This is a genomic window from Streptomyces sp. NPDC002785 (assembly GCF_040295565.1).
Lineage (GTDB): Bacteria > Actinomycetota > Actinomycetes > Streptomycetales > Streptomycetaceae > Streptomyces.
On the sequence record NZ_JBEOVN010000006.1, the window covers coordinates 72,457 to 98,029 of the forward strand.

Consider the following 25,573-nt stretch of genomic DNA (forward strand, 5'->3'; position numbering starts at 1 on the left):
GATGCACGAGGTGCCCTTGGCGCTGCTCACCCGGGACCGTCCCATTGATCAGCGGATGTGGCGGTCCTTCTGGGACCGGCTGCATGAAGGCGGTCTCCAGCGGGGCGAGACGGTGGCGCTGCTGGCCTCGCTCTCCACCCGCATGCCGGCCCCGGACACACTGAGCGGATTCCTGCGCTCTCTGGACGAACGCCGCCCGCAGCCCGTCGGGCGGCTGGACGGCACGGTCAACATCGTCGGCACCGGCGGCGGCCCCAGCACCTTCAACATCTCCACCGCTGCGGCGTTCGTCGCCGCCGCGCTGGGGGTCCGCGTGGTCAAGACGGGCTCGCGCTCCTATACGAGTACCTGCGGCTCGTACGACCTGCTGGAACTGCTCGGCATCGCCCTGACCACCTCGTACGAGCAGACCGATGCCACGCTGGAACGGTACGGCATCGCCTTCCCCGGGCGCTTCGTGTACCCGCGTGAGCTGATGCTGCTGGCGAAGAGCATCCTGCCGCTGGACCTGCGGACGCTCGGGCGGTTCGTCAACGCGGTCGGGCCGTTCCTGGCGGCGATGCCCGTGTCGTACCAGCTGATCGGCGTCGCGGACCATGCGCTGCTGCCGAACCTGCGGTACGTCGCGGACCGTACGGCCGACCGGAGGATCTGGCTCTGCAGCAACGCCCTGGGGATCGACGAGCTGGTCAGCTCCGTCGACAACGTCATCCACATCAATGACGGCACCGCGGGGAAGCAGCTGCCGGCCGATGCGCCCGGCTCCACCTCGATCGCCGGTCTGCGGCCGGCGATACGCAAGGACACGGTGGTTGAGCACTTCCTCGAAGTGCTGTCCGGCAAGGGCGGGGAGCTCGCGGCACGTACCGTCTGCCTGAACGCCGCCGCACTGGCCGTCGCGAGCGGACTCCTCGACGGCTGGGCCGATGCCAGAGCGGCGGCCGAGGACGCTCTGACCAGCGGCGCCGCACTCGACCTCGTCAACCGGCTGCGCGCACAGCCGGTGCGCACGGCCGCGGGCGGGGCGAGCCTGCGATGAGTGAGTTCTTCGCGCGGCGAGAACCCGGTCAGCCGGGTCTGGCCCTGTTCCTCAATGCCGGGGATCCGCCACTGCCCGTACTGGCCGACCTCGTGCGGATGCTCGACGACTGCCGGGTGGACTGCCTGGAACTGGCCGTCCCCTTCCCCGACTCGGTCACAGACGGGGAGACCAACCGACGCTCCGCGCAACGGGCGTTGGGGCAGGGTGTCGGGCTCGGCGAGGTGCTCGACTTCCTGCACCGGGTCCGGCCCCGCCTCCGCCATCTGCGGGTGGCGCTGCTGGCGGACTGGAGTCACACGGTCAGACCTCTGCCGCTACCGGACTTCGTCGGCCGGGTCGCCGACTCGGGCGCCGACGGACTGCTGGTCCACGGCCTGCCTCCACGGCTGCGGACCGGCTGCCATGATGCGGCACGGGACGCGGGACTGCCGCTGGTGACCACCTGCTACGCGAGTTCGGCCGCAGAGGTCAAGGCCGAGGCCGCCGAGCACGCCACCGCGTACCTGTACCTGGTGGCCCACTACGGCCGCAGCGGCGGCAGACCCACCGCCGACTCCCCTCAACTCGCCGACACCATCGCACTGTTGCGTGAGAGAACGACCGCGCCCGTCGCCGTCGGCTTCGGCATCCGGTCCAGGGACGACATCGCCAGGGTGCACGCCCTCGGCGCCGACGCCGCGATCGTGGGCAGCGCGGGCGTCGCCCGCATCGAGCACGCCCTGGCCCAACAGGCCGACGCGGTCGACGAGTTCCACACCTTCGTACGAACCCTTCTCCCCGCACACCCGAACCGCCTCCCCGACTCAGGCAGGAGCTTCACCCCGTGATTGTCCGACGTTTTGACGATGTGGCGGCCGTCGACTGGGGCAACGGCCTCAGCCGCAGATTTCTGGTCGAGGCCGACGGCATGGGCTACTCGATGACCGACACCACGGTACGGGCGGGCACCAAGTCCCCCCTGGAGTACCGACGCCACCTCGAAGCGTGCTACTGCATCAGCGGCACGGGCGAAGTGGTCGATTCCGGCGGTACGTCGCACCCGATCGAGCCCGGCACGCTCTACGCACTCGACCAGCACGACGCCCACTTCCTCATCGCGGGACCGGACGAAGACCTCCGGCTGGTCTGCGTCTTCACGCCCGCACTGCACGGAGGCGAACGGCACAGCCTGGACGCGTCCGAGTTCTCCCAGTACTGAACGGGACTGACGCATGATCCGATGGAACGCCGACCAGAACGCCCTGCGCGAGGGCCTCGGTCACTGGCACCAGGCACTCAGCGCCGGCCACCTCGAGCGGGACGCCGCAGGTGTCTTCCCGCACGACCAGTGGAAGTTGATCCAGAAGTCAGGAATCCTCGGCCTGCCCTTCGACGAACAGTGGGGCGGGCTGGGGCAGTCCCTGCTCACCACCATGTACGTACTGGAGGAGCTCGGCCTGGGATGCCGGGACGGCGGACTGAACTTCTCCGTCTCCACCCACATGGTCAGCGTCGGCGTCCCCTTGCAGCGCTTCGGTTCGGAGGCTCTCAAGCAGCGCTACCTGCCCGGGATCTGCTCCGGCGAGACGATCGGGGCGCACGCGATCAGCGAGACGGAGAGCGGCTCCGACGCGCTGGCCATGCGGACGACGGCGACGCGCGAGGGCGACCACTTCGTGCTGCGGGGCAGCAAGTGCTTCGTCAGCAACGGCCCGGTGGCCGACGTGTTCGTCGTGTACGCCCGTACGCACCCGGACGGCGGGCCGCTGGGCATCACCGCCTTCCTCGTGGAGCGGGACACCCCGGGGTTCTCCGTCGGCGCACCGGTCAGCAAGATGGGCCTGCGGACCTCCCCACTGGGCGAACTGCACTTCGACGACTGCCGGGTTCCCTCGTCCGCCGTCGTCGGCCGTGTCGGCTCCGGCTTCCTGGTCCTGGACCACGTGATGAAGTGGGAGATCCTCTGCTCCTTCATCGTCAGCACGGGACAGATGCGGTACCGGCTCGACCGCTGTGTCGAGTACGCGGGAACCCGCACCCAGTTCGGGAGGCCGATCGGTGCGAACCAGGCGATCGCCCACAGAATCGTGGACATGAGAACCGGCCTGGAGACCGCCCGCAAGTGGCTCTACGACACGGCGGTCCGGCTGACGGACGGCGAGAACGTCACGACGGACGTCGCCACCAGCAAACTGCTCGCGAGTGAGAGCAACGTCGCGTCCGCGCAGGCCGCCGTGCAGATCTTCGGAGGCCAGGGGTATCTCACCGAGTGCGGCCTGGAGAAGGATCTCCGGGACGCGACGGCGAGCACCCTCTACTCGGGCACCTCGGAGATCCAGCGCAACCGCATCGCGTCGATGCTGGGGTTGTGATGCCCGATGCTGGTCAAGATCTGTGGCGCCACCTCCACCGGGGACATGGAACTGCTCGCGTCGGCAGGAGTCGATCTCGTCGGTGTGTGGCACGGCGTCGCGGGGGGCCGCGCGGACCTGTCCCCACAGCGGCTGTCGGCACTAGTGGCGGCCGCACACCGTACCGAACGCCTCCGCCCCGTCCTCGTCACCTTTCTGAACGACGCCGCGGCACTGCGCGACACGATGGCCTCCGCACGGGTCGACTGGGTCCAGCTGCACGGCTACCAGACACCAGGCACGGTCCGGGCGCTGAAGAGCTCGGGGGGCTGCACCGTGGTCAAGGTCGTACACCTCGGTACGAAAGGCCCGGGCACGTGCCCGGAGCTGCCCCTGATCCCGTCGTACGAGCGGGCGGGAACGGATCTCTTCCTGGTGGACGCGACGGCCGAGGACGGCCGCATCGGCAGCACGGCGCAACAGGTGGACGGCCGAGGTGTCCTGGAGGTCGTGGAGCGGATGTCGCGGCCGTTCCTGCTCGCCGGCGGCATCTCGGGAGACAACCGGCCGGACTACCGGGCCGTGGTGGAGCACCACCTGTTCCGGGGGATCGACGTGGACACGGCAGCCAAGGACCCCGGCAGTTGCCGGATACGGGCCGAGCGGGTCACGGACGTGATCCGGGGCTGGCGAGCGGGCGACGGCGGCTCGGAGGCGGGGGCATGACGGCCGGGTTCATCGAGGCGCTGCTGAACGCCGACCGGCCGGTGATCATGGAGCTCAAGCGGCAGGACGCCACCGGCCGCGACCTGTTCGGCGGACGGTCCGTCGAGGACATCGTCGCCGGATACGAGGACGCCGGCGCACCGTGCCTCTCCGTGGTGACCGGCCGTTGGTTCGGCGGCACCCGAGCCCTGCTGCACGAGGTCGCGCAGGCCACTGAACTCCCTGTGCTGCAAAAGGACTTCCTCACCCGGCGGAGTCAGTTGTGGCAGGCCAGGGAGGACGGTGCGTCCGCCGTGCTGCTCACCGCCGCCCTCCTGCCCAGAACCACCCTGGGCAACCTCATCGAGCACAGCGTGCGGCTCGGCCTGACCCCGTTCGTCGAGGTGACGACGGAGGTGGAGACGCTCCGTGTGCCGCGCGGCGAGGACTGTGTGATCGCGGTCAACAACAAGGACATCACCACCCGCGAACGCGGCACGGGGAACGTCGGACGGAGTTCTGAGCTCCTGCCCACCCTGCGGCGCACCGGCACCCCGTGCCCGGTCAGTGCCAGCGGCATCGGGCGTCCGGATGTCGCGGCCCGGCTGATACGGGAGGGCTTCGCCGGAGTGCTCGTCGGTACGGGACTGCTGCGCACGCACAGCCTGTCGGACTGGCTCGACGACTTCGACCGCGAACGCCGGGAACGCCGGGAACTGCCCTGAGCACCCCACACACCACCGAACACACCACCCCACACACCTCAGAACACATCGCCGACCAACTGGAGGCAGGCACATGAGCGACACGGCAGTCGTGCAGTGGAAGGTCGTCGTCAACGACGAGGAGCAGTACTCGATCTGGAACGCCGACCGCGAGTCCCCGGCAGGCTGGCACGAGGTCGGCGTACAGGGCGCGAAGGACGAGTGCCTCGCGTACATCGACCGCGTATGGACCGACATGCGCCCCCGGAGCCTCCGGCTGCGTACCGCCGCGGAATCAGGTGCCGAGTGAACCAGGCACTCTCAACGGCCGCTCCGGCCGACCTGACCCGGCGGCCCCTGCTCTCCACCACCCTGCACATGGAGCCCGGCGACGCCCAGGCGTGGGTCGTCGTCGACCGCATGGTCGACGGGCTGGCCATGGGCGGGACCAGGATGACCGCGACGGTCACCGAGCGGGAGCTCGCCCACCTCGCCAGGGCCATGACCCACAAACTCGCACTCGTCGGCCTGCCCATCGGGGGCGCCAAGGCCGGAATAGCGCCCGCACCCGGGGCACCGGTCCAACGCCGCGAAATGATGCGGTCGTTCGGCCGCGCGGCAGCCCCGCTGCTGCACGGCGGGGTCTACCTCGGCTGCGACCAGGGCACCACCTACGCGGACCGGCAGGTGGCCTTCGAGGCCGCCGGATACGACGTCGCCCACCGGACGGGCGCGACCCGGCTCACCGTCGGCTGGGACGAACTGTGGACCCACATGGCCGACGTCACCGGGTTCGGCGTGGCCGTCGCAGTGCTCGGCGCTCTGCACGCAGCAGGTACGCGGACCCCGCAGCGCATCGCGATCCAGGGGTTCGGCACGGTCGGGCGAGCGGTGGCCCGCCACCTTGCCGACCACGGGCACCGGGTGGTGGCCGTGGCCGACGTACAGGGCACGATCGAGGACCAGAACGGGCTCCCCGTCGCCGCTCTCACCGCGATCACCAGCAGCGACGGCGCCATCGACCGGACAGGGCTGCCCGCGACGGCCCGGGTGCACACGTCCGGGAAGGCGTGGCTGCACGTCGACGCCGACGTCCTCGTGCTCGCGGCTTCCGCGGCGGCGGTCGGGGAGGACGCGGTGCCCGAGGTCCGGGCTGGGACGGTGGTCGAGGGCGGGAACATGAGCTGCACGGAACCGGCCCGTCGGCTGTTGCGCGAGTCCGGTCACACCGTCCTGCCGGACGTGGTCGTGAACGTGGGCGGTGCGGCGGCAACCGGCTGTGTCCTCGCCGGACTTGCCCCGTCGGACCTGCCGATGCCACGACTGTCCGCCTGGCTGCGCGAATGGATCTCCGCCAGGATCACCAGGAACTGCGAGCTCGTCCAGGAGCTGCACACCTCGGGCAGCGCCGACCCGATCGCGCAACTGCTCACCGCGAAAGGAGCACATCAAGACCCCGTCGCGTAAGGTCACCTCCTTGTTCCTATGCGGGGATCCACCGCCACGGCCTACGGCCCCACTGCAACATCCGCCACGACCCCTTTCGCGACGGGTTACTGTCCCAGGCAGCCGGGGTCGGCCCGGGCGGCCCGCATGCCTCTGGCGCCGGCGGTCTTCGATGCTGCGTCGGAGCCGAGAATGTCGAGAACTTCGAAGGCGCGGCTTGGCTGGGTCGAAGCAGCTAGTACGCCCGCACTGAACGTTGAGCTGATCGCGGTGTTGCCCGGCAACGGGCCAATGATGACGACGCCCGGGAGATCCATCAGTTCGCTGTGCTGTTGGAAAGCCAGGTCGGCTTCGCCGGACGCGAGCAGGCTGCCGACAGGCACCCCTGGTGGCGCTTGGACGAGCCGGGTTCGGAGCGTCTCGGCAAGATCAAGCCCGGTGATCAGATCGACAAGGGCCGTACCACTGGGGCCTGTGGAGTAGGCCACCCGCTCGGCTGCCAGAAGAACGGTTCGCAGGTCGGACTCCGAGCGAAGCGCTGGAACTCGTAGTCCTGCCGGCACGGCGGCGACGACCTGGGAGATCCACAGCGGGCGCATCGATCCCGCACGGAGGTGGCCCTCGCGTTCGAGCTCGGCCAGGGCGTCGTCGGCGAGGACGATCACGTCGGCCTCGGTGCCCTCGCGCACCCGCCGTGCGACCTCGACACCGCCGGCGGACTCGAACCGCACCGAGATTCCGTGGTCGCGCCGGATGTGATCGGAAAGGTCGGCCAGAATCAGCCGCGTCGCCATCGAGGACAGCCCAGAGAGCTCTTGGTCCACGTCGCCTCCTAGAGTCCGGGCGATGGTACGACGCGCAGCCGGGCAGCTCAACGCCGGTCTGCGAGACTGGCCGCGTGAGCACAACCCAGATCACGACCCAGATCACGGCGGCCGGCAAGGTTCTCAAGGTCCTTTCGGCCTTCGATCGCGAGTATCCGTCGCAGACGCTGTCGGAGATCGCTCAGCGCACGGGCCTGGCCCTGAGTACCGCGCACCGAGTGGTCACGGAGCTGGCGGGCTGGGGAGCGCTGGAGCGGGGGGAGGACGGGTCGTGGCATGTCGGGCTGCGGCTCTGGGAGATCGCCTCGGGATGCCCCCGTACGCAGATCCTTCGTGATGTGGCGCTGCCGTACATGCAGGATCTCTACGAGGCGACGCACGAGAACATCCAGCTGGCGGTGCGCGAGGGCACGGAGTTGGTTTTTATCGAGCGGATCGCCGGGCACCGGTCGGTGGAGCTGGTGACGATGGTCGGGGCGCGGTTCCCGGTCGGCTCCACGGGGATGGGCCGCGTACTGCTGGCGCATGCGCCCCGGGACATCCAGGAGGAGGTTCTCGACGCGCCGCTGCGCGCCTGGACTCCGCACACCGTCACCGACCCGAAGACGTTGCGCGCGCAGTTGGACCGCATCCGCCGCGAGCAGGTCTTCGTCAGCGACCGGCAGCTGTCGGAGAGCACGGTCGCGGTGGCCGCACCCGTGCGGACCGGCCGGACCGGGCCGGTCAGTGCCGCGCTGGGGATCGTGATCGCGGCGCGGGGCGCGGACCGGGCGCACGGGCTGCGTCAACTCCTCCTGAGAGCCGCGTACGCGGTGTCCGACGAGCTCGGAAGTCGTGCCCACACGGCGGACTGATCTTCGGCGAGGCTTCCGCCTGACGGAAACGTCGGCGACCGGCCGTGCTTCCGGGTGTCAGCGTTCGGGGTGTTCGAGCCGTTCGCAGTTGCTCAGGAGAGGCCATGGCCGATACCGCCATCGACACCGTCACCTCAGTTCCAGTCGCTATCGTCGGGGCCGGTCCGGCCGGCCTGATGCTGGCGCACCTGCTCGGTCGCGCGGGGGTCGAGACGATCGCGGTCGACACTCGCACCCGGCACGAGATCGAGACGACGCAGCGGGCCGGCATCCTCGAGGCCGACGTGGCCCGGGACCTGATCGAGACCGGCGTCTCCGACCGGATCCTGCGCGACGGGTACGAGCACGAGGGCATCGAGCTCCGCTTCGGCGGCCGGCCGCACCGCGTGCACTTCAAGGAGCTGGTGGGCGAGTCGACGTGGCTGTACCCCCAGACCGATGTGTTCATCGACCTGGCCGATGCGCGGCAGCGCGACGGCGGCACGGTCCACTTCGGCATCTCGGACACCGAGGTCCTCGACATCACGACCGACGCTCCGCGGGTCCGCTACACCGCTTTTGACGGGACCCGCCACGAGATCCGGGCGCGGTACGTGGTCGGTGCGGACGGGTCGCGCAGCATGTGCCGCGATCTGGTGCCCGAGGACCGCCGCGTGCGCTACGGCACGGAGTACCCCTTCGCGTGGTTCGGCATCCTGGCCGAGGCGCCGATGAGCGCGCCCGAGCTGGTCTACGCCCACTCCGAGCACGGGTTCGCGCTGATCAGCCAGCGCACCGAGACCGTGCAGCGGATGTACTTCCAGTGCGCCCCTGGCGAGTCCGTCGACGCCTGGCCGGACGACCGCATCTGGGAGACGCTCCAGGCCCGGGTGGTCGGCGAGGACGGCTTCCGGCTCAAGGAGGGTCCGATCTTCGAGAAGACGGTGCTGCGGTTCCGCTCGTTCGTGCAGGAGCCGATGCGCTGGGGCTCGATGGCACTGGCGGGCGACGCCGCGCACACCGTGCCGCCAACCGGCGCTCGGGGGCTGAACCTCGCGCTGCACGACGTGAAGGTGCTCGCCGACGTCCTGCTGCGGGCCCTCGGCAGCGAGGGCGAGGCCGCGCTGGACGACTACCAGCCGCGCGCGCTGCAGCGGGTCTGGCGAGCGCAGAACTTCTCCTACTGGATGACCCAGCTGCTGCACACCGCGCCCGGCGGCACGCCGTTCGACCTGCGGCGTCAGCTCGGTGAGCTCGACAACGTGGTGGGCACGCGCGCCGGGCGCACCTACCTCGCCGAGCAGTACACCGGCTGGCCCACCCGTTCCAACTGACCCGGACGAGCACGAGGAAAATCCATGATCATCGATTGTCACGGTCATTTCACCACCGCGCCGCCGCAGCTGGCGAAGTGGCGCGACCGGCAGGTGGCGGCGGCCGGTTCCCACGGCGACGCCCCCGACCCCGACGACCTGGTCATCACCGACGACGACCTGCGCGAGGCGATCGAGGGCAACCAGCTGCGGCTCATGGACGAGCGCGGCAGCGACCTGACGATCTTCTCCCCGCGGGCCAGCTTCATGGCCCACCACATCGGCGACTTCGCGGTGTCCTCGACGTGGGCGCGGATCTGCAACGACCTGGTCCACCGTGTCAGCACCCTCTACCCCGACCGCTTCGCGATGGGCGCGATGCTGCCCCAGTCGCCGGGCGTCGATCCCGCGACCTGCCTGCCCGAGCTGCGCCGGGCGGTCGAGGAGCTCGGCGCGGTGACGGTCAACCTCAACCCCGATCCGTCGGGCGGCAAGTGGACCGCGCCGCCGCTGACCGACCGCAGCTGGTACCCGGTCTACGAGGCGATGGTCGAGTACGACATCCCCGCCATGATCCACGTCAGCACGTCGTGCAACCCGGCCTTCCACACCACCGGCGCGCACTACCTCAACGCCGACACCACGGCGTTCATGCAGCTGATCCAGGGCGACCTGTTCGCCGAATTCCCGACGCTGCGGTTCGTGATCCCGCACGGCGGGGGCGCGGTGCCCTACCACTGGGGCCGGTTCCGCGGCCTGGCGATGGCACTCGGCAAACCGAACCCCGAGACGCTGCTCGACAACGTCTTCTTCGACACCTGCGTCTACCACCAGCCCGGCATCGACCTGCTCACCCGGGTGATCCCCAGCCGGTCCGTCCTGTTCGCCAGCGAGATGATCGGCGCGGTCCGCGACATCGACCCGCGCACCGGCCACCACTTCGACGACACGAAGCGGTACGTCGAGGCCACCTCGAACCTCTCGGACGAGGAGCGCGCTGCCGTCTACTCCGGCAACGCCCTGCGCGTCTACCCCCGCCTCGCCGAACGCCTCGCCGCGGCCGGCCGCTGACCCCAGGAGAAGAACGCATGGAACACACCGAGATCGGCGTCGTCCACACCAAGATCGACCGCGCCGACCCCGAGGCCGTCGCCGCGCTGTCGCAGTTCGGCGTCGCGACGATCCACGAGGCCATGGGCCGGGTCGGGCTGATGCGCCCCTACCTGCGCCCGGTCTACCCGAAGGCCCGCATGTGCGGCACGGCCGTGACCGTCCTGCTCCAGCCCGGCGACAACTGGATGCTCCACGTCGCCGCCGAGCAGATCCAGGACGGCGACGTCGTCGTCGCGGCCTGCACGACCGAGAGCGAGGACGGCTTCTTCGGCGAACTGCTCGCCACCTCCTTCCGCGCCCGGGGCTGTCAGGGCCTGGTCATCGACGGTGGCGTGCGCGACGTCGCCGACCTGGAGAAGATCGACTTCCCTGTCTTCTCCCGCGCGGTCAACGCCAAGGGCACGGTCAAGGCCACTCTCGGCTCGGTCAACGTGCCCGTCGTCTGCGCCAACGCCCTCGTCCGGCCCGGCGACGTGGTCGTGGCCGACGCCGACGGTGTCGTCGTGGTGCCGCGCGAGCGAGCCGCCGAGGTCGCCGAGGCGTCGGCCAAGCGCGAGGCCAACGAGGAGGGCAAGCGCGCGCAGTTCCGCGCGGGCAAGCTCGGCCTGGACATGTACGGCATGCGCGGCCCGCTGACCGAGCTCGGGCTGCGGTACGAGGACTGACGATGACGACGAGTTTCGAGAAGACCCCCGGCTGGCTGGACTGGTACGCCGGTCCGAGCCGGCCGCAGTTCCGGCTCCCCGCCGGAGCCGTCGACGCGCACTGCCATGTCTTCGGCCCCGGCGCGGAGTTCCCGTACGCCCCCGAGCGCAAGTACACCCCTTGCGACGCGTCCAAGGACCAGCTCTTCGCGCTGCGCGACCACCTGGGCTTCGCCCGTAACGTCGTGGTCCAGGCGACCTGTCACGGCGCCGACAACAGTGCCATGGTCGACAGCCTGCGCGCCTCTGGAGGTCTGGCCCGGGGCGTGGCGACGCTGCGGCCCGACGTCACGGACGCGCAGGTGCGGGAGTTGCACGAGGCGGGCGTCCGCGGCGTGCGGTTCAACTTCGTCAAGCGGCTGGTGGACGCGGCGCCGCGGCAGGACTTGTGGGACGTCGTCGAGCGGATCGCACCGTACGGCTGGCACGTCGTCGTCTACTTCGAGGCGTCCGACCTCGCCGGCCTGCGTGACTTCTTCCTCTCGATCCCGGTGCCGCTGGTCATCGACCACATGGGCCGGCCGGACACCGCCAAGGACCCGGACGGGCCGGACTTAGAGGCGTTTCTCGACTTCATGCGGGCCCGGCCGGACATCTGGTGCAAGGTGACGTGCCCGGAGCGGCTGTCGGTGAGCGGTCCGCCGGCCCTCGACGGGGAGCAGGCGGCCTACCGCGACGTCGTCCCCTTCGCCCGGCGCGTGGTCGAGGAGTTCCCCGACCGGGTGCTGTGGGGCACCGATTGGCCGCACCCCAACCTCACCGACCACATGCCCGACGACGGCCTGCTCGTCGACTTCGTCCCGCACATCGCGCGGACCCCGGAGCTCCAGCGCAAGCTTCTCGTCGACAACCCGATGCGGCTGTACTGGCCCGAAGCCGACTGACCCACCACACGATTGGAGCCGCCCATGTCGCTGGACAAGACCTACAAACTGGTTCCGGGGACGACCATCTTCGACGCCGAGCAGTCCGCCAAGGGGTACCACCTCAACCAGTTCTGCATGTCGCTGATGACGGCGGAGAACCGCGAACGCTACCTCGCCGACGAGCGCGCCTACCTGGACGCATGGCCGCTGCGCGAGGAACAGAAGCAAGCGCTGCTCGACCGCGACCTCAACGCCGCAATGCGTGAGGGCGGCAACATCTACTTCCTCGCCAAGTGGGGCGCGACGCTGGGACTGTCGTTCCAGCAGATGGCGGGCTCGATGACCGGCATGACCGAGCAGGAGTACCGCGCCATGATGGTCGGCGGCGGCCGCTCCGTCGAGGGCAACCGGATCGACCACGCCGTCCTCGAAGCGGCGTACGCCCCGGCCGCGTCGGCCGAGCACGCCGAGATCACCGGCGCCGTCTTCACCTCGCACGTGCCGGCGATCGGCGCGGCAATGGACCACGGCAAGACGGACGAACCGTACTGGCAGCCGGTCTTCGAGGGGTACGAGTACTCCAAGCGGTGGGAGCGGGAGAACGTCCCCGACGTGATCTTCCTGGTCTACAACGACCACGCCAGCGCCTTCGACCTGTCGATGATCCCGACGTTCGTGCTCGGCACCGGCGCGTCCTACCCCACCGCCGACGAGGGCTACGGTCCCCGCCCGGTCCCCGGCATCGAGGGCGACCCCGACCTGGCCGCGCACATCGCGCACTCCCTCATCAGGGACGACTTCGACCTCACTCTCGTCAACGAGATGACGGTCGACCACGGTCTGACCGTCCCGCTGTCGCTGATGTTCGGCGACGTCGAGAAGTGGCCGTGCAAGGTCATCCCGTTCCACGTCAACGTGGTGCAGTACCCGGTGCCCTCGGGCGCACGGTGCTTCAAGCTCGGCCAGGCCCTGCGCAAGGCGATCGAGTCCTACGACCGGCCGCTGAAGGTGCAGGTGTGGGGTACCGGTGGCATGAGCCATCAGCTGCAAGGCCCGCGCGCGGGTCTGATCAACCGGGAGTGGGACAACGCCTTCCTGGACAAGCTGGTCGAGGATCCGGCCGCCCTGGCCGAGGTGCCGCACCTGGAGTACGTCGAAGAGGCCGGCTCGGAGGGCATCGAGCTGGTCATGTGGCTGATCGCCCGCGGCGCGATGAGCGACGTCGACGGTTCCGGGGACGTCGATGTAAAGCACCGCTTCTACCATGTACCGGCGTCCAACACCGCCGTCGGACACCTGATCCTTGAGAACCACCCGCGGGCCGAGACGCCCGACGTGAAGGAGTGACATGACTGACGACCGGACCCTGCGGATCGCCCTGGCCGGCGGCGGTGCCTTCGGCGCCAAGCACGCGGCCGCGCTGAAGCGGATCGACGGCGTCGAGGTGGCCGCCGTCGTGAGCAGCAGCCTCGAACGCGCCCAGAAGTTCGCCGCGGAGCAGGGCATCGGGCGCGCCGTCGCCTCCCTGGACGAGGTGCTGGCGATGGACGACATCGACGCCGTCATCCTTGCCACCCCCACGCAGATGCACGCCTCGCAGACGCTGGCCTGCCTCGAAGCGGGCAAGCACGTCCAGGTCGAGATCCCGCTCGCCGACTCGCTGGGGGACGCCGAGGCGTGTCTGGCGGCGCAGGAGCGCACCGGGCTCGTCGCGATGGTGGGCCACACCCGCCGCTTCAACCCGAGCCACCAGTGGGTGCGGCAGCGGATCGAGGCCGGCGAGTTCGGCATCCAGCAGATGGACGTGCAGACGTACTTTTTCCGCCGGAAGAACCTCAATGCGCTCGGCCAGCCGCGCTCCTGGACCGACCACCTGCTGTGGCACCACGCGGCGCACACGGTCGACCTGTTCGCGTACCAGGCGGGTTCGCCGATCGTGCAGGCCAACGCCGTGCAGGGCCCGATCCACCCCGAGCTCGGCATCGCGATGGACATGTCGATCCAGCTGCGCGCGGCGAACGGCGCCATCTGCACCCTGTCGCTGTCCTTCAACAACGACGGCCCGCTGGGCACGTTCTTCCGCTACATCGGCGACACCGGCACCTACATCGCCCGGTACGACGACCTGTTCACCGGCAAGGACGAGCCGATCGACGTCAGCGGCGTCGACGTCTCCATGGACGGCATCGAGCTCCAGGACCGCGAGTTCGTCGCCGCCATCCGCGAGGGCCGCGAGCCGAACTCGTCCATCGCCCAGGTGCTGCCCTGCTACCGGACGCTGGCGGCCCTGGAGGAGCAGCTGAACGCTGCCGCGGGCTCGTGACCGCGGCGCCGAAGGCAGGCGCGGGACGCGCTGCGCGCCGGATCGGGCCGTTCGAGGTCCCGGCCGTCGGACTCGGCTGTATGAACCTGAGCCATGCCTACGGCGTTCCGCCGAAGCCGGAGGCCGCCGAGCAGCTGCTTCTGACGGCTCTGGAGGAGGGCGTCACGCTCTTCGACACCGCCGCCCTCTACGGCTTCGGAGCCAACGAGGAGCTGGTCGGCCGCGTGCTCGCCGGCCACCGGGACCGGATCGTGCTGGCCAGCAAGTGTGGGATGACAGGTGTCGACGGCCGACGTGTCATCGACGGGCGACCCGAGACCATCCGGCGTACCGCCGACGAGGCACTGGCCCGGCTGAAGACCGACGTCATCGACCTCTACTACCTGCACCGCTTCGACCGGCAGGTCCCGGTGGAGGAGAGCATCGGGGCGATGGCCGAACTCGTCGCGGCGGGGAAGGTACGCGCGCTCGGACTCTCCGAGGTCTCCGCCGAGACACTGCGCCGGGCCCACGCCGTGCACCCGATCGCGGCGCTGCAGAACGAGTACAGCCTCTGGTCGCGCAACCCCGAGCAGGGGACGCTCGCTGCGGCGGCCGAGCTCGGCGTGGCGCTGGTGGCTTTCAGCCCGCTGGCCCGCGGCTTCCTCACCGCCGAACCGCCCGACCCCGCGGCACTGGTGGACAAGGACATCCGGCGGAACATGCCGCGCTTCGGCGGGGCGAACTATCCCGCGAACCTGGGTCTGCGAACCCAGCTCGAAATGATCGCCCGCGACGCCGGCTGCACGCTGACCCAGCTGGCGCTCGCGTGGGTGCTGTCGCGTGGCGAGCACGTCTTGGCCATCCCGGGCACCAGATCGGTCGAACACCTGCGGGAGAACATGTCCGCCCTCGACCTCGACACACCCAGCGACGTTCTCGATCGGGCAGGGCAGGTGCTGAACGCCGCGACCGTACACGGGGCCCGTTACAACGAGACCACCCTGGCGGAGATCGACACGGAGCGCTGCGGGAGGGCGGGCTGAACTCAACCTGTCGATTCGAATGAGTCGCGTGGAGATTCACCGCCCATCGGAGGGATCGCCTCCGGCAAGGTCCACATCAACGAGCAGACCGTCAGTGATGAGCCCAACGCACCCTTATCAAGGCCTCCGGCACCGGGTCCCGTTTCGGCGGCGCCGCGGCCAACATCGAGGCCTTCACCGAGACCCAGTGGGTCACGGTCCGCCCGGACATCGCCAACTACCCGTTCTGACCCCGCTCTCCCGCACCCTGACCCGCTATCGCGCACCTGTCCCCTGGGGGAATGTCACGATGACACCCGTCACCTCGTCCCACACGCCAGCGCAGACCGGCACCGCCGGACGCGACGCCTGGACGGTGATCCTGTGCTGGATCACGGTCATGCTCGAGGGCTACGACCTCGTGGTTCTCGGCGCCATCATCCCAACCCTGCTCAAAACCCACCACCTCGGCATGACCGCGGGTGACGCGACCACCATCGCCACGCTCTCACTCGTCGGCGTGGCCATCGGCGCGGTCTCCGTCGGCCCGCTGGCCGACCGGCTGGGGCGACGCTATCTGCTCATCGGGTCCGTGGCGCTGTTCTCGCTCTTCACCATCCTGGTGCCACTGGCCGGCTCCGTCGCGATGTTCGCCGTACTCCGCCTCATAGCCGGCCTGGGCCTCGGTGCCTGCATGCCGGTTTCGCTCACGATGATGGCCGAGCACATGCCGGCCAGCCGGCGAGCGCGAGCCAGCACGCTGACGATGACGGGCTACCACACCGGTGCCGTGATCACCTCGCTTCTGGCCCTGCAGGTGACCGACAACTGGGAGATTCTCTTCTACATCCTCGGCGTCGCCGGCTTCGTCGTTGCAGCCATCCAGTGGTTCCGCCTGCCGGAGTCGGAGGCCTTCGTCCGCGCCAAGGAGGCACACGGGTCCCAGCGCGTTCCGTTCACCGAACTGCTCAAGCCCGCCTACCTCCGCGCGGGCATCGGCATCTGGGTCGCCTCCTTCATGGGGCTGCTGCTGGTCTACGGCCTCAACACCTGGCTGCCGAAGCTCATGAACGACGCCGGCTACCCCGTACCCACGGCCGTCACCCAGCTCCTCATACTCAACATCGGCGGCGTCGTCGGCCTGGTCGTCGGCGGCTTCGTCGCCGACCGGCGAGGCATCAAAGGCACCACACTGGGCTGGTTCGGGGTCTCGGTGGTCATGCTCACGTGTCTGAGCGTCAAAATGGAGAGCGACATCCTGCTCAACCTCGTCGTCTTCCTCACCGGCATGTTCGTCTTCTCGGCCCAGGTGCTCGTCTACGCCTACGTGACGAACTTCTACCCGGCCTCCATCCGCGGCACCGCCCTCGGCTCCGCCTCGGGCATAGGCCGGATCGGCTCGATCGTCGGCCCGTCGATCACCGGTGCTTTTGTCACGGCCGGCATTGGCCACCCGTGGGGCTTCTACTTCTTCGCCGTGGTCGCGGTCCTCGGTTTCCTGGCCGTACTCACCCTGCCGCGCCGAGCGGCGAACCCACAGGCGGAGGCCATCGCGCCCGCCGCCTGACGCACCCCTGACCAGCGCCACCACCGTGCAGCGGTACGCCTCCCCGTCGGGGTCCGTGCCGCTGCCGTGGTGCGCCCAGCATGGGCGATTGCTTGGGGGTGGAAGTCCCCTGGGGGGGAAGAGGTGGTGCTAACCTCGAGCCCGAGGAAAGGGCGCGAATACGCCGGTCATGGAACCCCGACGGGCTGCAACACCTGCTGTAATGCGTAGGTTCTGGTCCGAACCCTGCGAGTGGCTCTGACCAGATGCAACCCGCCTCGTCCGCGCGAAGCGGCAAGGCAAACGGTCACCTCAGGGGCTTTGCGAGCTGCGACATCTCAGGGACTTTTCAGGGACTTTCAGCTCTGTCAGAGGGACTCTCACGGGACAATCCGGTGCGCAAGCGAGTAAGACCGACCGGCAAATGGGGGGCGGCGTCGCGGGGTTGGGTGCGCACATCTGCCGCGTTGTCGTCCATCACCATGGCTCCTTCCCCAAGCTCTCGGCTGCGCTCGAGCAGGGGAGACCCCATCTGCCTCAACCCTCCGCCTTGCAGCTGCACGTACCCAGCCCCGCTCCTTCTCCCACCCCCCATTTGCCGGTCGGTCTAAGCCCGTGACAGAGCTGACAGACGAGAATTCCCTGATCAGCGCGTCTGTGGTCGCTTTCGGTGCGGTGCCACGCCGAGTCCGCCGCTCAGCGCCCCTTGTAGTTGATCTTCATCGTGTCCATGTCCGTCGCCGTGGAACGCAGTTGGCCATGGCCGTACCCCTGCTTCTTCAGCAGCGTCTCGGCCCGGTCCTCCGCGATCGCGGACGCCATCTCCTCGCCGTCCTCGGCGTCCGACACGACCACGAACCGGAAGCTGAAATGCTTGAGCACACGGTCGTACGTCAGCGAGCCCTCCTCGGTGAACTGCATCGCGCTCAGGCCGTGCAGGTCCACCTCGGACAGGAGCCGGGCGCGCGCCTCGTCCGTCAGACCGTCCCAGGTACCGCGCACGATCACTCGGTAGGTGTGCTGCGTGCTCATTGTGTTTCCCGCTCCGCATTCCGCTCGTGAATCGCCGAGGGCCAAGGTAACGGCGGCGGGGACGGGACGCACGCGAATTGTCGCGGCGGCCCTGAGCCATCGGCGGGAGGGCGACCTCGGCCGTCGTCTCCGTGGCCTTTTGCCGAAGTCTGACAGCGATGCCCCTGGCCGGGCCGCTGTTCAGCGTGTTCCATGGTCATCGGGGGCGCCCGGACCTGCGGCGGCCCGCGCGAGGGAGCGAGGTTGCCTTGGCCACGACCGTACGACGTGCCGTACTGAATCTGCCTGCCGCACCACTGGGCCCGGAGAACCCGCTGCCCGCACTGCGGCCGCTCGACGAGATGCATGTGGTCGACGACCGCGACCGGGCCGGACTGCCACGTGACATGGCACGCCAGATCGGCTACGAACCACTGGCCACCGTGCTTCCGGTGCGCATCCTCGACGGGTACGGGCGCGAACGCGTCCCCACCGGACTGGACGCGATCGTCATCGAGAACGACCGGCTGCGGGCCACCGTGCTGCCCGGGCTCGGCGGCCGCATCCACTCCCTTCACCACAAGCCGACCGGCCGCGAACTCCTCTACACCAACCCCGTCCTGCAGCCCGCCGACTTCGCACTCAACGGCGCCTGGTTCTCCGGCGGCATCGAATGGAACATCGGCGCCACGGGCCACACCACACTGTCCTGCGCCCCGGTGCACGCCGCCAGGGTTCCCGCGCCCGACGGCGGCGAAATGGTCCGCCTCTGGGAGTGGGAGCGGCTGCGCGACCTGCCGTTCCAGGTGGACCTCTGGCTGCCCGAGGACTCCGACTTCCTGCACGTCGGCGTACGGATTCGCAATCCGCACGAGCACACCGCGCCCGTCTACTGGTGGTCCAACATCGCCGTGCCCGAGGGCGAACGCACCCGCGTGCTGGCCCCGGCCGACGAGGCATGGCACTTCGGCTACGAGCGGACCCTGACCCGGGTCCCGGTCCCCGAGACCGGCTCCGTCGACCGTACGTACCCGCTGCGCGGCGACTTCCCCGCCGACTACTTCTACGAGGTGCCCGAAGGCGCCCGCCGCTGGATCGCCTCCCTCGACGGGGACGGCCACGGACTCGTCCAGACGTCGACCGATCTGCTGCGCGGCCGAAAGCTGTTCCTGTGGGGCAGCGGCCCGGGCGGGCGGCGTTGGCAGGAGTGGCTCACCGAGCCCGGCACCATCGGATATGCCGAGATCCAGGCCGGACTCGCCCGTACTCAGCTGGAACACATCCCCCTCGAACCGGGTGCCGAGTTCAGCTGGCTGGAGTCGTACGGACCGCTGTCCGCGGACCCGCGGGCCGTGCACGGCGACGACTGGGCGGCGGCCCGAGCCGAGACCGAGCGGCGGCTCGCCGAGGCGCTGCCGCGCGCCGATGTCGACGCCGCGTACGCCGCCTGGCGCCCCTGCGCCGACAACGAGCCCGGCGAGCCGCTCGCCACCGGTTCCGGCTGGGGCGCCCTCGAAGTCCGGCGCGGCAAGTACCAGCTCCCTGGCACACCGTTCGCCGAGTCGACCCTTGGTGAACAACAGGCGCCCTGGCTGGAGTTGCTGGACCAGGGCGCCTTCCCCGAACCGCGCAGGGTGGCCCCGCCCGGCCCCTCCCTGGTTTCCCCGCACTGGCGCGACATGCTGGAGACGGCCTCTGCGGAACCCCTCACCGAGTACCACCTCGGAGTCGCCCAGTGGCACGCCGGCGACCGTGCCCAGGCGGTCCGCAGCTGGGAACGCGGACTGGCCCTCGCCCCGTCCCGCTGGCCGCTGCTGCGCTGCCTCGCCGTCGCCGCCGAGGAGGGCGGCCAGGGGGACCGGGCGGCCGACCTCTACACCGAGGCGTTCGACGGCCTGTGCGCGGAACGTCATGACGACGGCGACGCCTGGACGCCCGCCACGGCGGCGCTCGGCCGCGAGGCGATGGAGGCCCTGTTGACGGCGGGGCGCCCCGAAGCGGCCCGGACGGTGTGGGCCGGCCTGCGCCCGACGGTCCGACAGCGTGGCCGCTTCCGCCTGTTGGAGGCCCGGCTGCTGATCGCCGAGGGCGACCGCGTCGCCGCCCGGGCCGTGTTCGACGAGGGCTTCGAGGTCGCGGATCTGCGTGAGGGCGCGGAAATCCTGGACGAGGTGTGGGCCGAGCTCACCGACGATCCGCTGCCGGACCGGTACAACTACCGGATGCGCCCCAGGACTTGACCCCGAAGGCCGTCCGGCCCGCGCCCACTTCCACCGGCGCGGGTCAGACGGTCGGGTTCCGGTCGACGTACTCGAAGACCGAGCCGTCCGGATGCACCGCGATCAGATTGCGGCCCACCGGCGTCTCCACCGGGCCCGCGAGGATCCGGGCGCCGACGCGGATGAGGGAGGCATGTGCTTCGTCGACATCCTTGACCGCGATTGTCGCCGTCACCTTGCGCAGGATCTCCAGCTCCGACTCCGGGCCGCTCATCAGTAGAAAGCAGCTGATTGCGGCGACCGAGACTCCGCCGCGCTCGAAGCGCAGCGCAGAACTGGCCGTGAGGTCCTCGTAGAAGGCCACCGAGGCATCCAGGTCGTCGACGCAGATACGTAGCGTGGTTCCAAGAATGTCCATGCGGACAAGGGTAGTTGGCGGTGCTCAGACCCGGCAGAGCACCTCGCCGTGCGGGACCATGAACCAGGCGTCGTCCTGCGCGCCCCACTCGCGCCAGGCCGCGGCGAACGCGGCCAGCTCCTCGGCGCTCGCGTGGCCGTTGTCCACGGCCAGCTTCGCGTACACCGAGCCGACCGTGCGGTCCGCCCACAGGCCGCTCCACCAGCCGCGGCTCTCCGGGGTGGCGAAGCACCAGTTGGCGGCTGTCGGGGTGATGTCGGTGAAGCCGGCCCTGCGGGCCCAGGAGAGCAGCCGGCGGCCCGCGTCCGGCTCGCCCCCGTTGGCTCGGGCCACTCGTCCGTACAGCTCCTGCCAGGCGTCCATGCCCGGCACCTCCGGGTACCAGGTCATCGCCGCGTAGTCGCTGTCGCGGGCCGCGACGACGCCGCCGGGGCGGCAGACGCGCCGCATCTCGCGCAGCGCCTGCACCGGGTCGCCCACGTGCTGGAGCACCTGATGAGCATGGACGACGTCGAAGGAGTCGTCGGGGAAGTCCAGGGCATGCACATCGGCGGTGGTGAACTCGACGTTCTCCAGGCCGCGTTCGGACGCGGCCTCGGCCGCCTGCGCCAGGATCTCCTGAGCGGTGTCGACGGCGGTCACCCGACCGGGGGCGACCAGCGCGGCCAGATCCGCGGTGATCGTGCCGGGTCCGCAGCCGACGTCCAGCACGGTCTTGCCGGGGCGGAGCTCGTCGATCAGATACGCCGCGGAGTTGGCAGCGGTGCGCCAGCGGTGCGAGCGCAGCACCGACTCGTGGTGGCCGTGGGTGTAGACGGCGGTCTCCTTCGGCATGGCTGTGGATCCTCTCTCGAAACGCAGGGCGCGAAATGCGAACCGCGAAGCGGTGACGGTATGGCCACCGTACGCTCGAGTGTCGAATTATGAGATGCATGTCTTGATATACGGACGGGCCCCCGCGCCCGCTGTCCGGTTCGCTGCCGGTGCTGCCGGTGCTGCCGGACGCGGGGCACGGGATGCCCGCTACGGCTTTCGCGCGCTGAGCCCGCCTCCCGGCGCTGCCGGGCGGGACTCCCGTCGGCTCCGCTGGGCGGGCGCGGTCGGTCGAACCCTCGTATAAAGGGCCCTGAGTGCGAGACGACGGCACAGGGCGACGGGGCGGCGGCGAAGGAGGTCCGGATGGCGCGGGAGAAGACCGGACGGGCGGGGCGCAAGCAGCGGAGTGGGGGCGGTGCGCGTTACGTACGGGAGGACCGCGGTCCTGTCCGGTACGGGCCGCCGGCCCCCGACCCCGGCCTGCCCGTCCTGCCCGAGCTGGCCGAGGTGCTCGCCGCTGCGGCCGGCCGCAGCGAACCCGAACCGACCGGCGGCGGCGACGCCCTGCGAGAGGCCGCGACCGCCTACTGGGAGCGGCGCGGACTGCACGGCAGCCCGGAGAACATCGCCGCCGCCCCCGGCGCCTCGCCACTGCTCCTCGCGCTGATCGCCGCGCACGGCGGCGACGTGCTCATGCCCCGCCCCTGCACGGCCACCTGGATCCCGCAGGCCCGGCTGCTGGGCAGGCCCGCCTACCATGTGCCGACCCCGGCCGAGTGCGGCGGCGTGCCCGATCCGTACGCGCTGCTGGAGACAGTACGCAGAGTGCGCGCCGAAGGAGGAAAGCCCCGGCTGCTGCTGATCTCCGTCGTCGACGACCCGACCGCCACCGTCGCCCCGCCGGAACTCGTGCGCGAGGCGTGCGAGGCGGCGGTCGCCGAAGGGCTGCACATCGTCAGCGACGAGACCTGGCGCGACACCCTGCACCGGCCGCGCGACACGGTCCTGCTCAGTCCGGCCGAAATGTGCCCCGACGATGTCACGGTCGTCTGCGATCTCGCCGGTGCGCTGACCCCGTCCGCCTGGCCGGTCGCGGTCGCCCGATTCCCGGACACCGAGCGGGCGGCGGTGCGCCATGCCCGTACGCTCGACATCCTCACCGCACTCGGCGCGCACGTCGCGGGGCCCGTCGCCATGGCCGCCGCCCACGCACTGCGCGAACCGGATTCCGTCACGGACCGGGTCCGCCGGGCCGCCGCGCTCCAGACGCAGGTCGCGGCGGCGGCCCACCGCGCGGTCCTCGCGTCGGGCGCGCTGGCCAGGCCCCCGCAGGCCGGCCGCCATCTTTACGCCGACCTCGGGCCGCTCAGATCCCGGCTCGCGAATCGAGGTGTCACGGACTCCCTCGAACTGGAGGAGTACCTGACGGAACGTCTTGACGCACCGGCGCCGGGCGGCCACCGGTTCGGCGACGAACTGGGGGCGCTGCGCGTACGGCTGGGCACCGGGACGCTCCTCGGGTCGACCCCGGAACAGCAGATGGAGTCCCTCACCGCTGTGGCGCCCCTGGAATTGCCGCACGTGGCTCAAGCCCTCAGCCTTTTCGGAGCAGCCCTCGACGAACTCCGATGACGAACCGAGATGCCGAACCGTGATGCTGAACCGACTCAGGACGACTCCGAACAACCCCGATGCCGATGACCCCGGACAACTCCGGTGCCGAACTCCGAGACGGGAGTCTCTCGATGACGGAACAGACCGAGCGCACCCCCACCGGGACCGCGCACCCGTACGACGTCTCTCGCGGCGAGGTCGTCGAACCGCGTCCGCTCGGCGAGCTCCGGGTCTGGCCCAAGACCTTTGCCGACCGGCTCACCTCACCATTGCCGGGTGTCATGCGCATGTCCCGGCTTGCCCGTGAGCGTGCCCTGCGGCCCAACGCGGAGGGACTGCGCGGCATCCACCGGCTCCCGTACGCCCCCGAACCCCTGCCCGCCATCCCCGCAGGCACCACATCCGTGACCTGGGCCGGGCACGCCAGCTGGATCGTGCGCACCGGCGGGCTGACCGTCCTCACCGACCCCGTCTGGTCCCGGCGCATCCTCGGCACCCCGGCCAGGATCACACCGGTGGGCGTTCGCTGGGAGGACCTGCCGCCCGTCGACGCCGTCGTCATCAGCCACAACCACTACGACCACCTCGACGCCCCCACCCTGTACCGACTGCCCAGGGACACCCCGCTGTTCGTCCCCGCCGGGCTCGGCCGCTGGTGCCGCCGTCGCCGCTTCACCTGTGTCACCGAACTCGACTGGTGGGAATCGGCCCGGCTGAACGGTGTCCGCTTCGACTTCGTGCCCGCCCACCACTGGTCCAAGCGGACCCTCACCGACACCTGCCGCTCCCTGTGGGGCGGCTGGATCATCGGCACCGCCGGCCGCGACGGGCAGCGGATCCACTTCGCCGGGGACACCGGGTACGGGCACTGGTTCGGCGAGATCGGCCGCCGGTACCCCGGCATCGATCTGACCCTGCTGCCGATCGGGGCGTACGAACCGCGCTGGTGGCTCGGTGATGTACACACCGATCCGGAGGAGGCCGTGCAGGCGTACGAGGACCTCGGCGCCCGCGCGATGGCGCCGATGCACTGGGCCACCTTCCTGCTCTCGGCGGAGCCCGTACTCGAACCGCTGACCCGACTGCGTACCGCCTGGCAGCGGGCCGGACACCCCCGGACACGGCTCTGGGACCTGCCGATCGGCGGCTCCCGCATGCTTGAGCCGGAACCCCGCACGGTCAGGGGCTGAACCGCACCCGCATCCGGCGCCACACCGCGGGCACCCCGCTGATCAGCAGCGTCAGACCCACCGCCGCGACCACCCCCTGCCACGGCTCGGGGAAGAGCGAACCGCCCAGGATACCGATCAGCTGGTACGTCGCCGCCCAGGCCAGACAGGCCGGCACATCCCCACGGGCGAACCGGCGCAGCGGCATTCGGCCCAGCAGACAGGCCAGCATCACCGGTATCCGCCCCGCCGGTACCAGCCTCGACAGCACGAGCACCATCGCACCGTGCTCGTCCAGCTTCTGCTGCGCCTGCGCCAGCCGCTCCGGAGCGGCCCGGTTGCTGATTGCCCGCAGCCACTTCGAACCGTTCTTCGACCGCACCCCGCGCTGACCGAGCCAGTACAGACAGATGTCGCCGAGGAATGCCGCGGCCGACGCCACCGCGAAGACGATCAGCAGCGAGAACGGCGACGACTGATGCAGCGCCACCACCGCGGCCGAACTCACCAGCGCACCCGTAGGCACCACAGGCACCAGCGCGCCCAGCGCCACCAGCAGGAACAGGGACGGATAGCCGACGGCCTGCTGCGTCGACTCCGGGGGCAGCTGCCTCACGACCTCCTGGATCACCTGGCGGCCTCCGGCCGCACATGTTCGCCGTGGGACAGCCGGTGCACCGCCACCTCCGGCGCCAGCAGCGCCGCCTTGCGGACGAACTCGTCACCAGGTGCGTGGAACTCGTGCGGCCTGATTCCGTCCATTCCGATCGGCCAGTACGTGCCGTAGTGCACCGGCACGGCCGACCGCGGCGCCAGCCGGGCCAGCGCCTGCACGGCCCGGCCCGCGTCCAGATGACCGTGGCCCAGATACGGACCCCAGCCGCCCACCGGCAGCAGCGCCACATCCACCGGACCGACCGCCTGGGCCATGTCGTCGAAGAGCCCGGTGTCACCGGCGAAATACGTCCGTGCCTCGCCCTCGACCACATAGCCGAGAGCGGGGGAGCGGTGCGGGCCCATGGGCAGGCGCCTGCCGTCGTGCAGTGCGGGAACCGCCCGTACCCGCACCTCGCCGGCCCGGACCTCGTCGCCCGGTGCCACCTCGGTGATCCTCAGCCCGCGCGTCGAGCGCAGCATCCGCAGCCCCGGCACGGAGCGCACCGCACCCGCCGGCACGATCAGCCGGCTGCCGGGGGTGAGCCGGGCCAGTGACGGCAGATGCAGATGGTCGGAGTGCAGATGCGAGACGAGCACCACATCGGCGACCGCGGCCTCCGGTCCGGGCAGCTCGCCGCGGCGGCGGCGCAGGTGCGCGAAGCGCCGTACGAAGAGCGGATCGGTCAGCACACGGACCCCGGAGTCCTCGATCGTGCAGGTGGCATGACCCCACCAGGTGACTTCCACCGGCACGCGGTGCCTCCTCGTTCCCGGGTTCCTTGTTTTCGGCCCTGGCATCGAGCCTAAGGGCTGTCCCGTACTCCCTGACGGGCGCACGACGACAGCTACGGCACCTCGCCGCGTTGTCGGAACGTCCGCATACATCCAGTATGCGGACGCCCCTCCGCCTTGCGAT

At 70.2% G+C, this 25,573-nt stretch carries 26 protein-coding genes and 1 pseudogene; 21 read left to right on the plus strand and 6 right to left on the minus strand.

The window, feature by feature from the left end; translation table 11 throughout:
• Position 1: 1 nt before the first annotated feature.
• From ABTZ94_RS03340 to ABTZ94_RS03375, 8 genes are all read left to right on the plus strand, one after another.
• Positions 2–1,039, plus strand: a complete 1,038-nt coding sequence (locus ABTZ94_RS03340; RefSeq protein ID WP_351196988.1) for an anthranilate phosphoribosyltransferase — start codon at positions 2–4, stop codon at positions 1,037–1,039.
• Positions 1,036–1,869 carry a tryptophan synthase subunit alpha gene (gene trpA / locus ABTZ94_RS03345; RefSeq protein ID WP_351196989.1) on the plus strand — a complete coding sequence of 278 codons (834 nt, stop codon included), beginning with the start codon at positions 1,036–1,038 and terminating at the stop codon, positions 1,867–1,869. The genes ABTZ94_RS03340 and trpA overlap by 4 nt, the downstream gene beginning before the upstream one ends.
• The gene (locus ABTZ94_RS03350) at positions 1,866–2,240 is read left to right on the plus strand and encodes an ectoine synthase (protein WP_351196991.1); all 375 of its coding nucleotides are present in this window, start codon (positions 1,866–1,868) and stop codon (positions 2,238–2,240) included. The genes trpA and ABTZ94_RS03350 overlap by 4 nt, the downstream gene beginning before the upstream one ends.
• 13 nt (positions 2,241–2,253) lie before the next feature.
• On the plus strand, positions 2,254–3,393 hold the full coding sequence (locus tag ABTZ94_RS03355; protein WP_351196993.1) for an acyl-CoA dehydrogenase family protein: 1,140 nt from the start codon (positions 2,254–2,256) through the stop codon (positions 3,391–3,393).
• A 6-nt stretch (positions 3,394–3,399) separates the two neighbouring features.
• Positions 3,400–4,098: a phosphoribosylanthranilate isomerase gene (locus ABTZ94_RS03360; RefSeq protein ID WP_351196995.1), complete on the plus strand. Its 699-nt coding sequence runs from the start codon at positions 3,400–3,402 to the stop codon at positions 4,096–4,098.
• Entirely contained in the window at positions 4,095–4,802 is a 708-nt protein-coding gene (locus ABTZ94_RS03365) for a beta/alpha barrel domain-containing protein (protein ID WP_351196997.1), read from the plus strand. Before ABTZ94_RS03360 ends, ABTZ94_RS03365 begins: the two co-directional genes overlap by 4 nt.
• 73 nt (positions 4,803–4,875) lie before the next feature.
• A complete protein-coding gene (locus ABTZ94_RS03370) occupies positions 4,876–5,091 on the plus strand; it encodes an MbtH family protein (RefSeq protein WP_351196999.1) in 216 nt (71 codons plus the stop codon).
• Positions 5,088–6,248, plus strand: coding sequence for a Glu/Leu/Phe/Val dehydrogenase dimerization domain-containing protein (locus ABTZ94_RS03375; protein ID WP_351197001.1), 1,161 nt, complete (start codon positions 5,088–5,090; stop codon positions 6,246–6,248). The genes ABTZ94_RS03370 and ABTZ94_RS03375 overlap by 4 nt, the downstream gene beginning before the upstream one ends.
• Positions 6,249–6,334: 86 nt before the next feature.
• On the opposite strand, the gene ABTZ94_RS03380 is transcribed toward ABTZ94_RS03375, so the two are convergent.
• A complete protein-coding gene (locus tag ABTZ94_RS03380; RefSeq protein ID WP_351197003.1) occupies positions 6,335–7,051 on the minus strand; it encodes a substrate-binding domain-containing protein in 717 nt (238 codons plus the stop codon).
• Between the two features lie 74 nt (positions 7,052–7,125).
• On the opposite strand from ABTZ94_RS03380, the gene ABTZ94_RS03385 reads away from it, so the two are divergent.
• The 10 genes and pseudogenes from ABTZ94_RS03385 (at position 7,126) to ABTZ94_RS03430 (ending at position 16,774) form a co-directional block, all read left to right on the plus strand.
• Positions 7,126–7,905, plus strand: coding sequence for an IclR family transcriptional regulator (locus ABTZ94_RS03385; protein WP_351197005.1), 780 nt, complete (start codon positions 7,126–7,128; stop codon positions 7,903–7,905).
• A gap of 104 nt (positions 7,906–8,009) precedes the next feature.
• Positions 8,010–9,218 (plus strand): 4-hydroxybenzoate 3-monooxygenase, encoded by a 1,209-nt coding sequence (locus ABTZ94_RS03390; RefSeq protein ID WP_351197007.1) that lies wholly within the window; start codon positions 8,010–8,012, stop codon positions 9,216–9,218.
• Positions 9,219–9,242: 24 nt separating this feature from the next.
• Positions 9,243–10,268: an amidohydrolase family protein gene (locus ABTZ94_RS03395; RefSeq protein WP_351197009.1), complete on the plus strand. Its 1,026-nt coding sequence runs from the start codon at positions 9,243–9,245 to the stop codon at positions 10,266–10,268.
• Positions 10,269–10,285: 17 nt separating this feature from the next.
• On the plus strand, positions 10,286–10,975 hold the full coding sequence (ligK, locus tag ABTZ94_RS03400; RefSeq protein WP_351197011.1) for a 4-carboxy-4-hydroxy-2-oxoadipate aldolase/oxaloacetate decarboxylase: 690 nt from the start codon (positions 10,286–10,288) through the stop codon (positions 10,973–10,975).
• Positions 10,976–10,977: 2 nt separating this feature from the next.
• On the plus strand, positions 10,978–11,898 hold the full coding sequence (locus tag ABTZ94_RS03405) for an amidohydrolase family protein (protein ID WP_351197013.1): 921 nt from the start codon (positions 10,978–10,980) through the stop codon (positions 11,896–11,898).
• A gap of 24 nt (positions 11,899–11,922) precedes the next feature.
• Entirely contained in the window at positions 11,923–13,227 is a 1,305-nt protein-coding gene (ligA, locus tag ABTZ94_RS03410; protein ID WP_351197014.1) for a protocatechuate 4,5-dioxygenase subunit alpha, read from the plus strand.
• A gap of 1 nt (position 13,228) precedes the next feature.
• Positions 13,229–14,203, plus strand: a complete 975-nt coding sequence (locus ABTZ94_RS03415) for a Gfo/Idh/MocA family oxidoreductase (RefSeq protein ID WP_351197016.1) — start codon at positions 13,229–13,231, stop codon at positions 14,201–14,203.
• Complete coding sequence (locus ABTZ94_RS03420) at positions 14,200–15,228, plus strand: aldo/keto reductase (protein WP_351197018.1); 1,029 nt, start codon at positions 14,200–14,202, stop codon at positions 15,226–15,228. The genes ABTZ94_RS03415 and ABTZ94_RS03420 overlap by 4 nt, the downstream gene beginning before the upstream one ends.
• A gap of 54 nt (positions 15,229–15,282) precedes the next feature.
• Positions 15,283–15,458: pseudogene (locus tag ABTZ94_RS03425) on the plus strand (benzaldehyde dehydrogenase); the annotation flags it as partial.
• Positions 15,459–15,517: 59 nt separating this feature from the next.
• Positions 15,518–16,774 carry an MFS transporter gene (locus tag ABTZ94_RS03430; RefSeq protein ID WP_351197020.1) on the plus strand — a complete coding sequence of 419 codons (1,257 nt, stop codon included), beginning with the start codon at positions 15,518–15,520 and terminating at the stop codon, positions 16,772–16,774.
• 675 nt (positions 16,775–17,449) lie between these two features.
• Here ABTZ94_RS03430 and ABTZ94_RS03435 read toward each other — a convergent pair.
• A complete protein-coding gene (locus ABTZ94_RS03435; RefSeq protein WP_351197022.1) occupies positions 17,450–17,785 on the minus strand; it encodes a DUF6204 family protein in 336 nt (111 codons plus the stop codon).
• Positions 17,786–18,033: 248 nt separating this feature from the next.
• Here ABTZ94_RS03435 and ABTZ94_RS03440 point away from each other — a divergent pair, with 248 nt between their 5' ends.
• A complete protein-coding gene (locus ABTZ94_RS03440) occupies positions 18,034–20,004 on the plus strand; it encodes a DUF5107 domain-containing protein (RefSeq protein ID WP_351197024.1) in 1,971 nt (656 codons plus the stop codon).
• Positions 20,005–20,047: 43 nt separating this feature from the next.
• Here ABTZ94_RS03440 and ABTZ94_RS03445 read toward each other — a convergent pair whose 3' ends face one another.
• Positions 20,048–20,401 carry a VOC family protein gene (locus ABTZ94_RS03445; RefSeq protein ID WP_351197026.1) on the minus strand — a complete coding sequence of 118 codons (354 nt, stop codon included), beginning with the start codon at positions 20,399–20,401 and terminating at the stop codon, positions 20,048–20,050.
• Between the two features lie 24 nt (positions 20,402–20,425).
• Positions 20,426–21,235: a methyltransferase domain-containing protein gene (locus tag ABTZ94_RS03450; RefSeq protein WP_351197028.1), complete on the minus strand. Its 810-nt coding sequence runs from the start codon at positions 21,233–21,235 to the stop codon at positions 20,426–20,428.
• A gap of 345 nt (positions 21,236–21,580) precedes the next feature.
• On the opposite strand from ABTZ94_RS03450, the gene ABTZ94_RS03455 reads away from it, so the two are divergent.
• On the plus strand, positions 21,581–22,849 hold the full coding sequence (locus tag ABTZ94_RS03455) for an aminotransferase class I/II-fold pyridoxal phosphate-dependent enzyme (protein WP_351197030.1): 1,269 nt from the start codon (positions 21,581–21,583) through the stop codon (positions 22,847–22,849).
• A gap of 113 nt (positions 22,850–22,962) precedes the next feature.
• On the plus strand, positions 22,963–24,021 hold the full coding sequence (locus ABTZ94_RS03460; protein WP_351197032.1) for an MBL fold metallo-hydrolase: 1,059 nt from the start codon (positions 22,963–22,965) through the stop codon (positions 24,019–24,021).
• Here ABTZ94_RS03460 and ABTZ94_RS03465 read toward each other — a convergent pair.
• Positions 24,011–24,631, minus strand: a complete 621-nt coding sequence (locus ABTZ94_RS03465; RefSeq protein WP_351197034.1) for a DedA family protein — start codon at positions 24,629–24,631, stop codon at positions 24,011–24,013. The genes ABTZ94_RS03460 and ABTZ94_RS03465 overlap by 11 nt on opposite strands.
• Positions 24,628–25,410: an MBL fold metallo-hydrolase gene (locus ABTZ94_RS03470; RefSeq protein WP_351197036.1), complete on the minus strand. Its 783-nt coding sequence runs from the start codon at positions 25,408–25,410 to the stop codon at positions 24,628–24,630. The genes ABTZ94_RS03465 and ABTZ94_RS03470 overlap by 4 nt, the downstream gene beginning before the upstream one ends.
• Between the last annotated feature and the right edge of the window lie 163 nt (positions 25,411–25,573).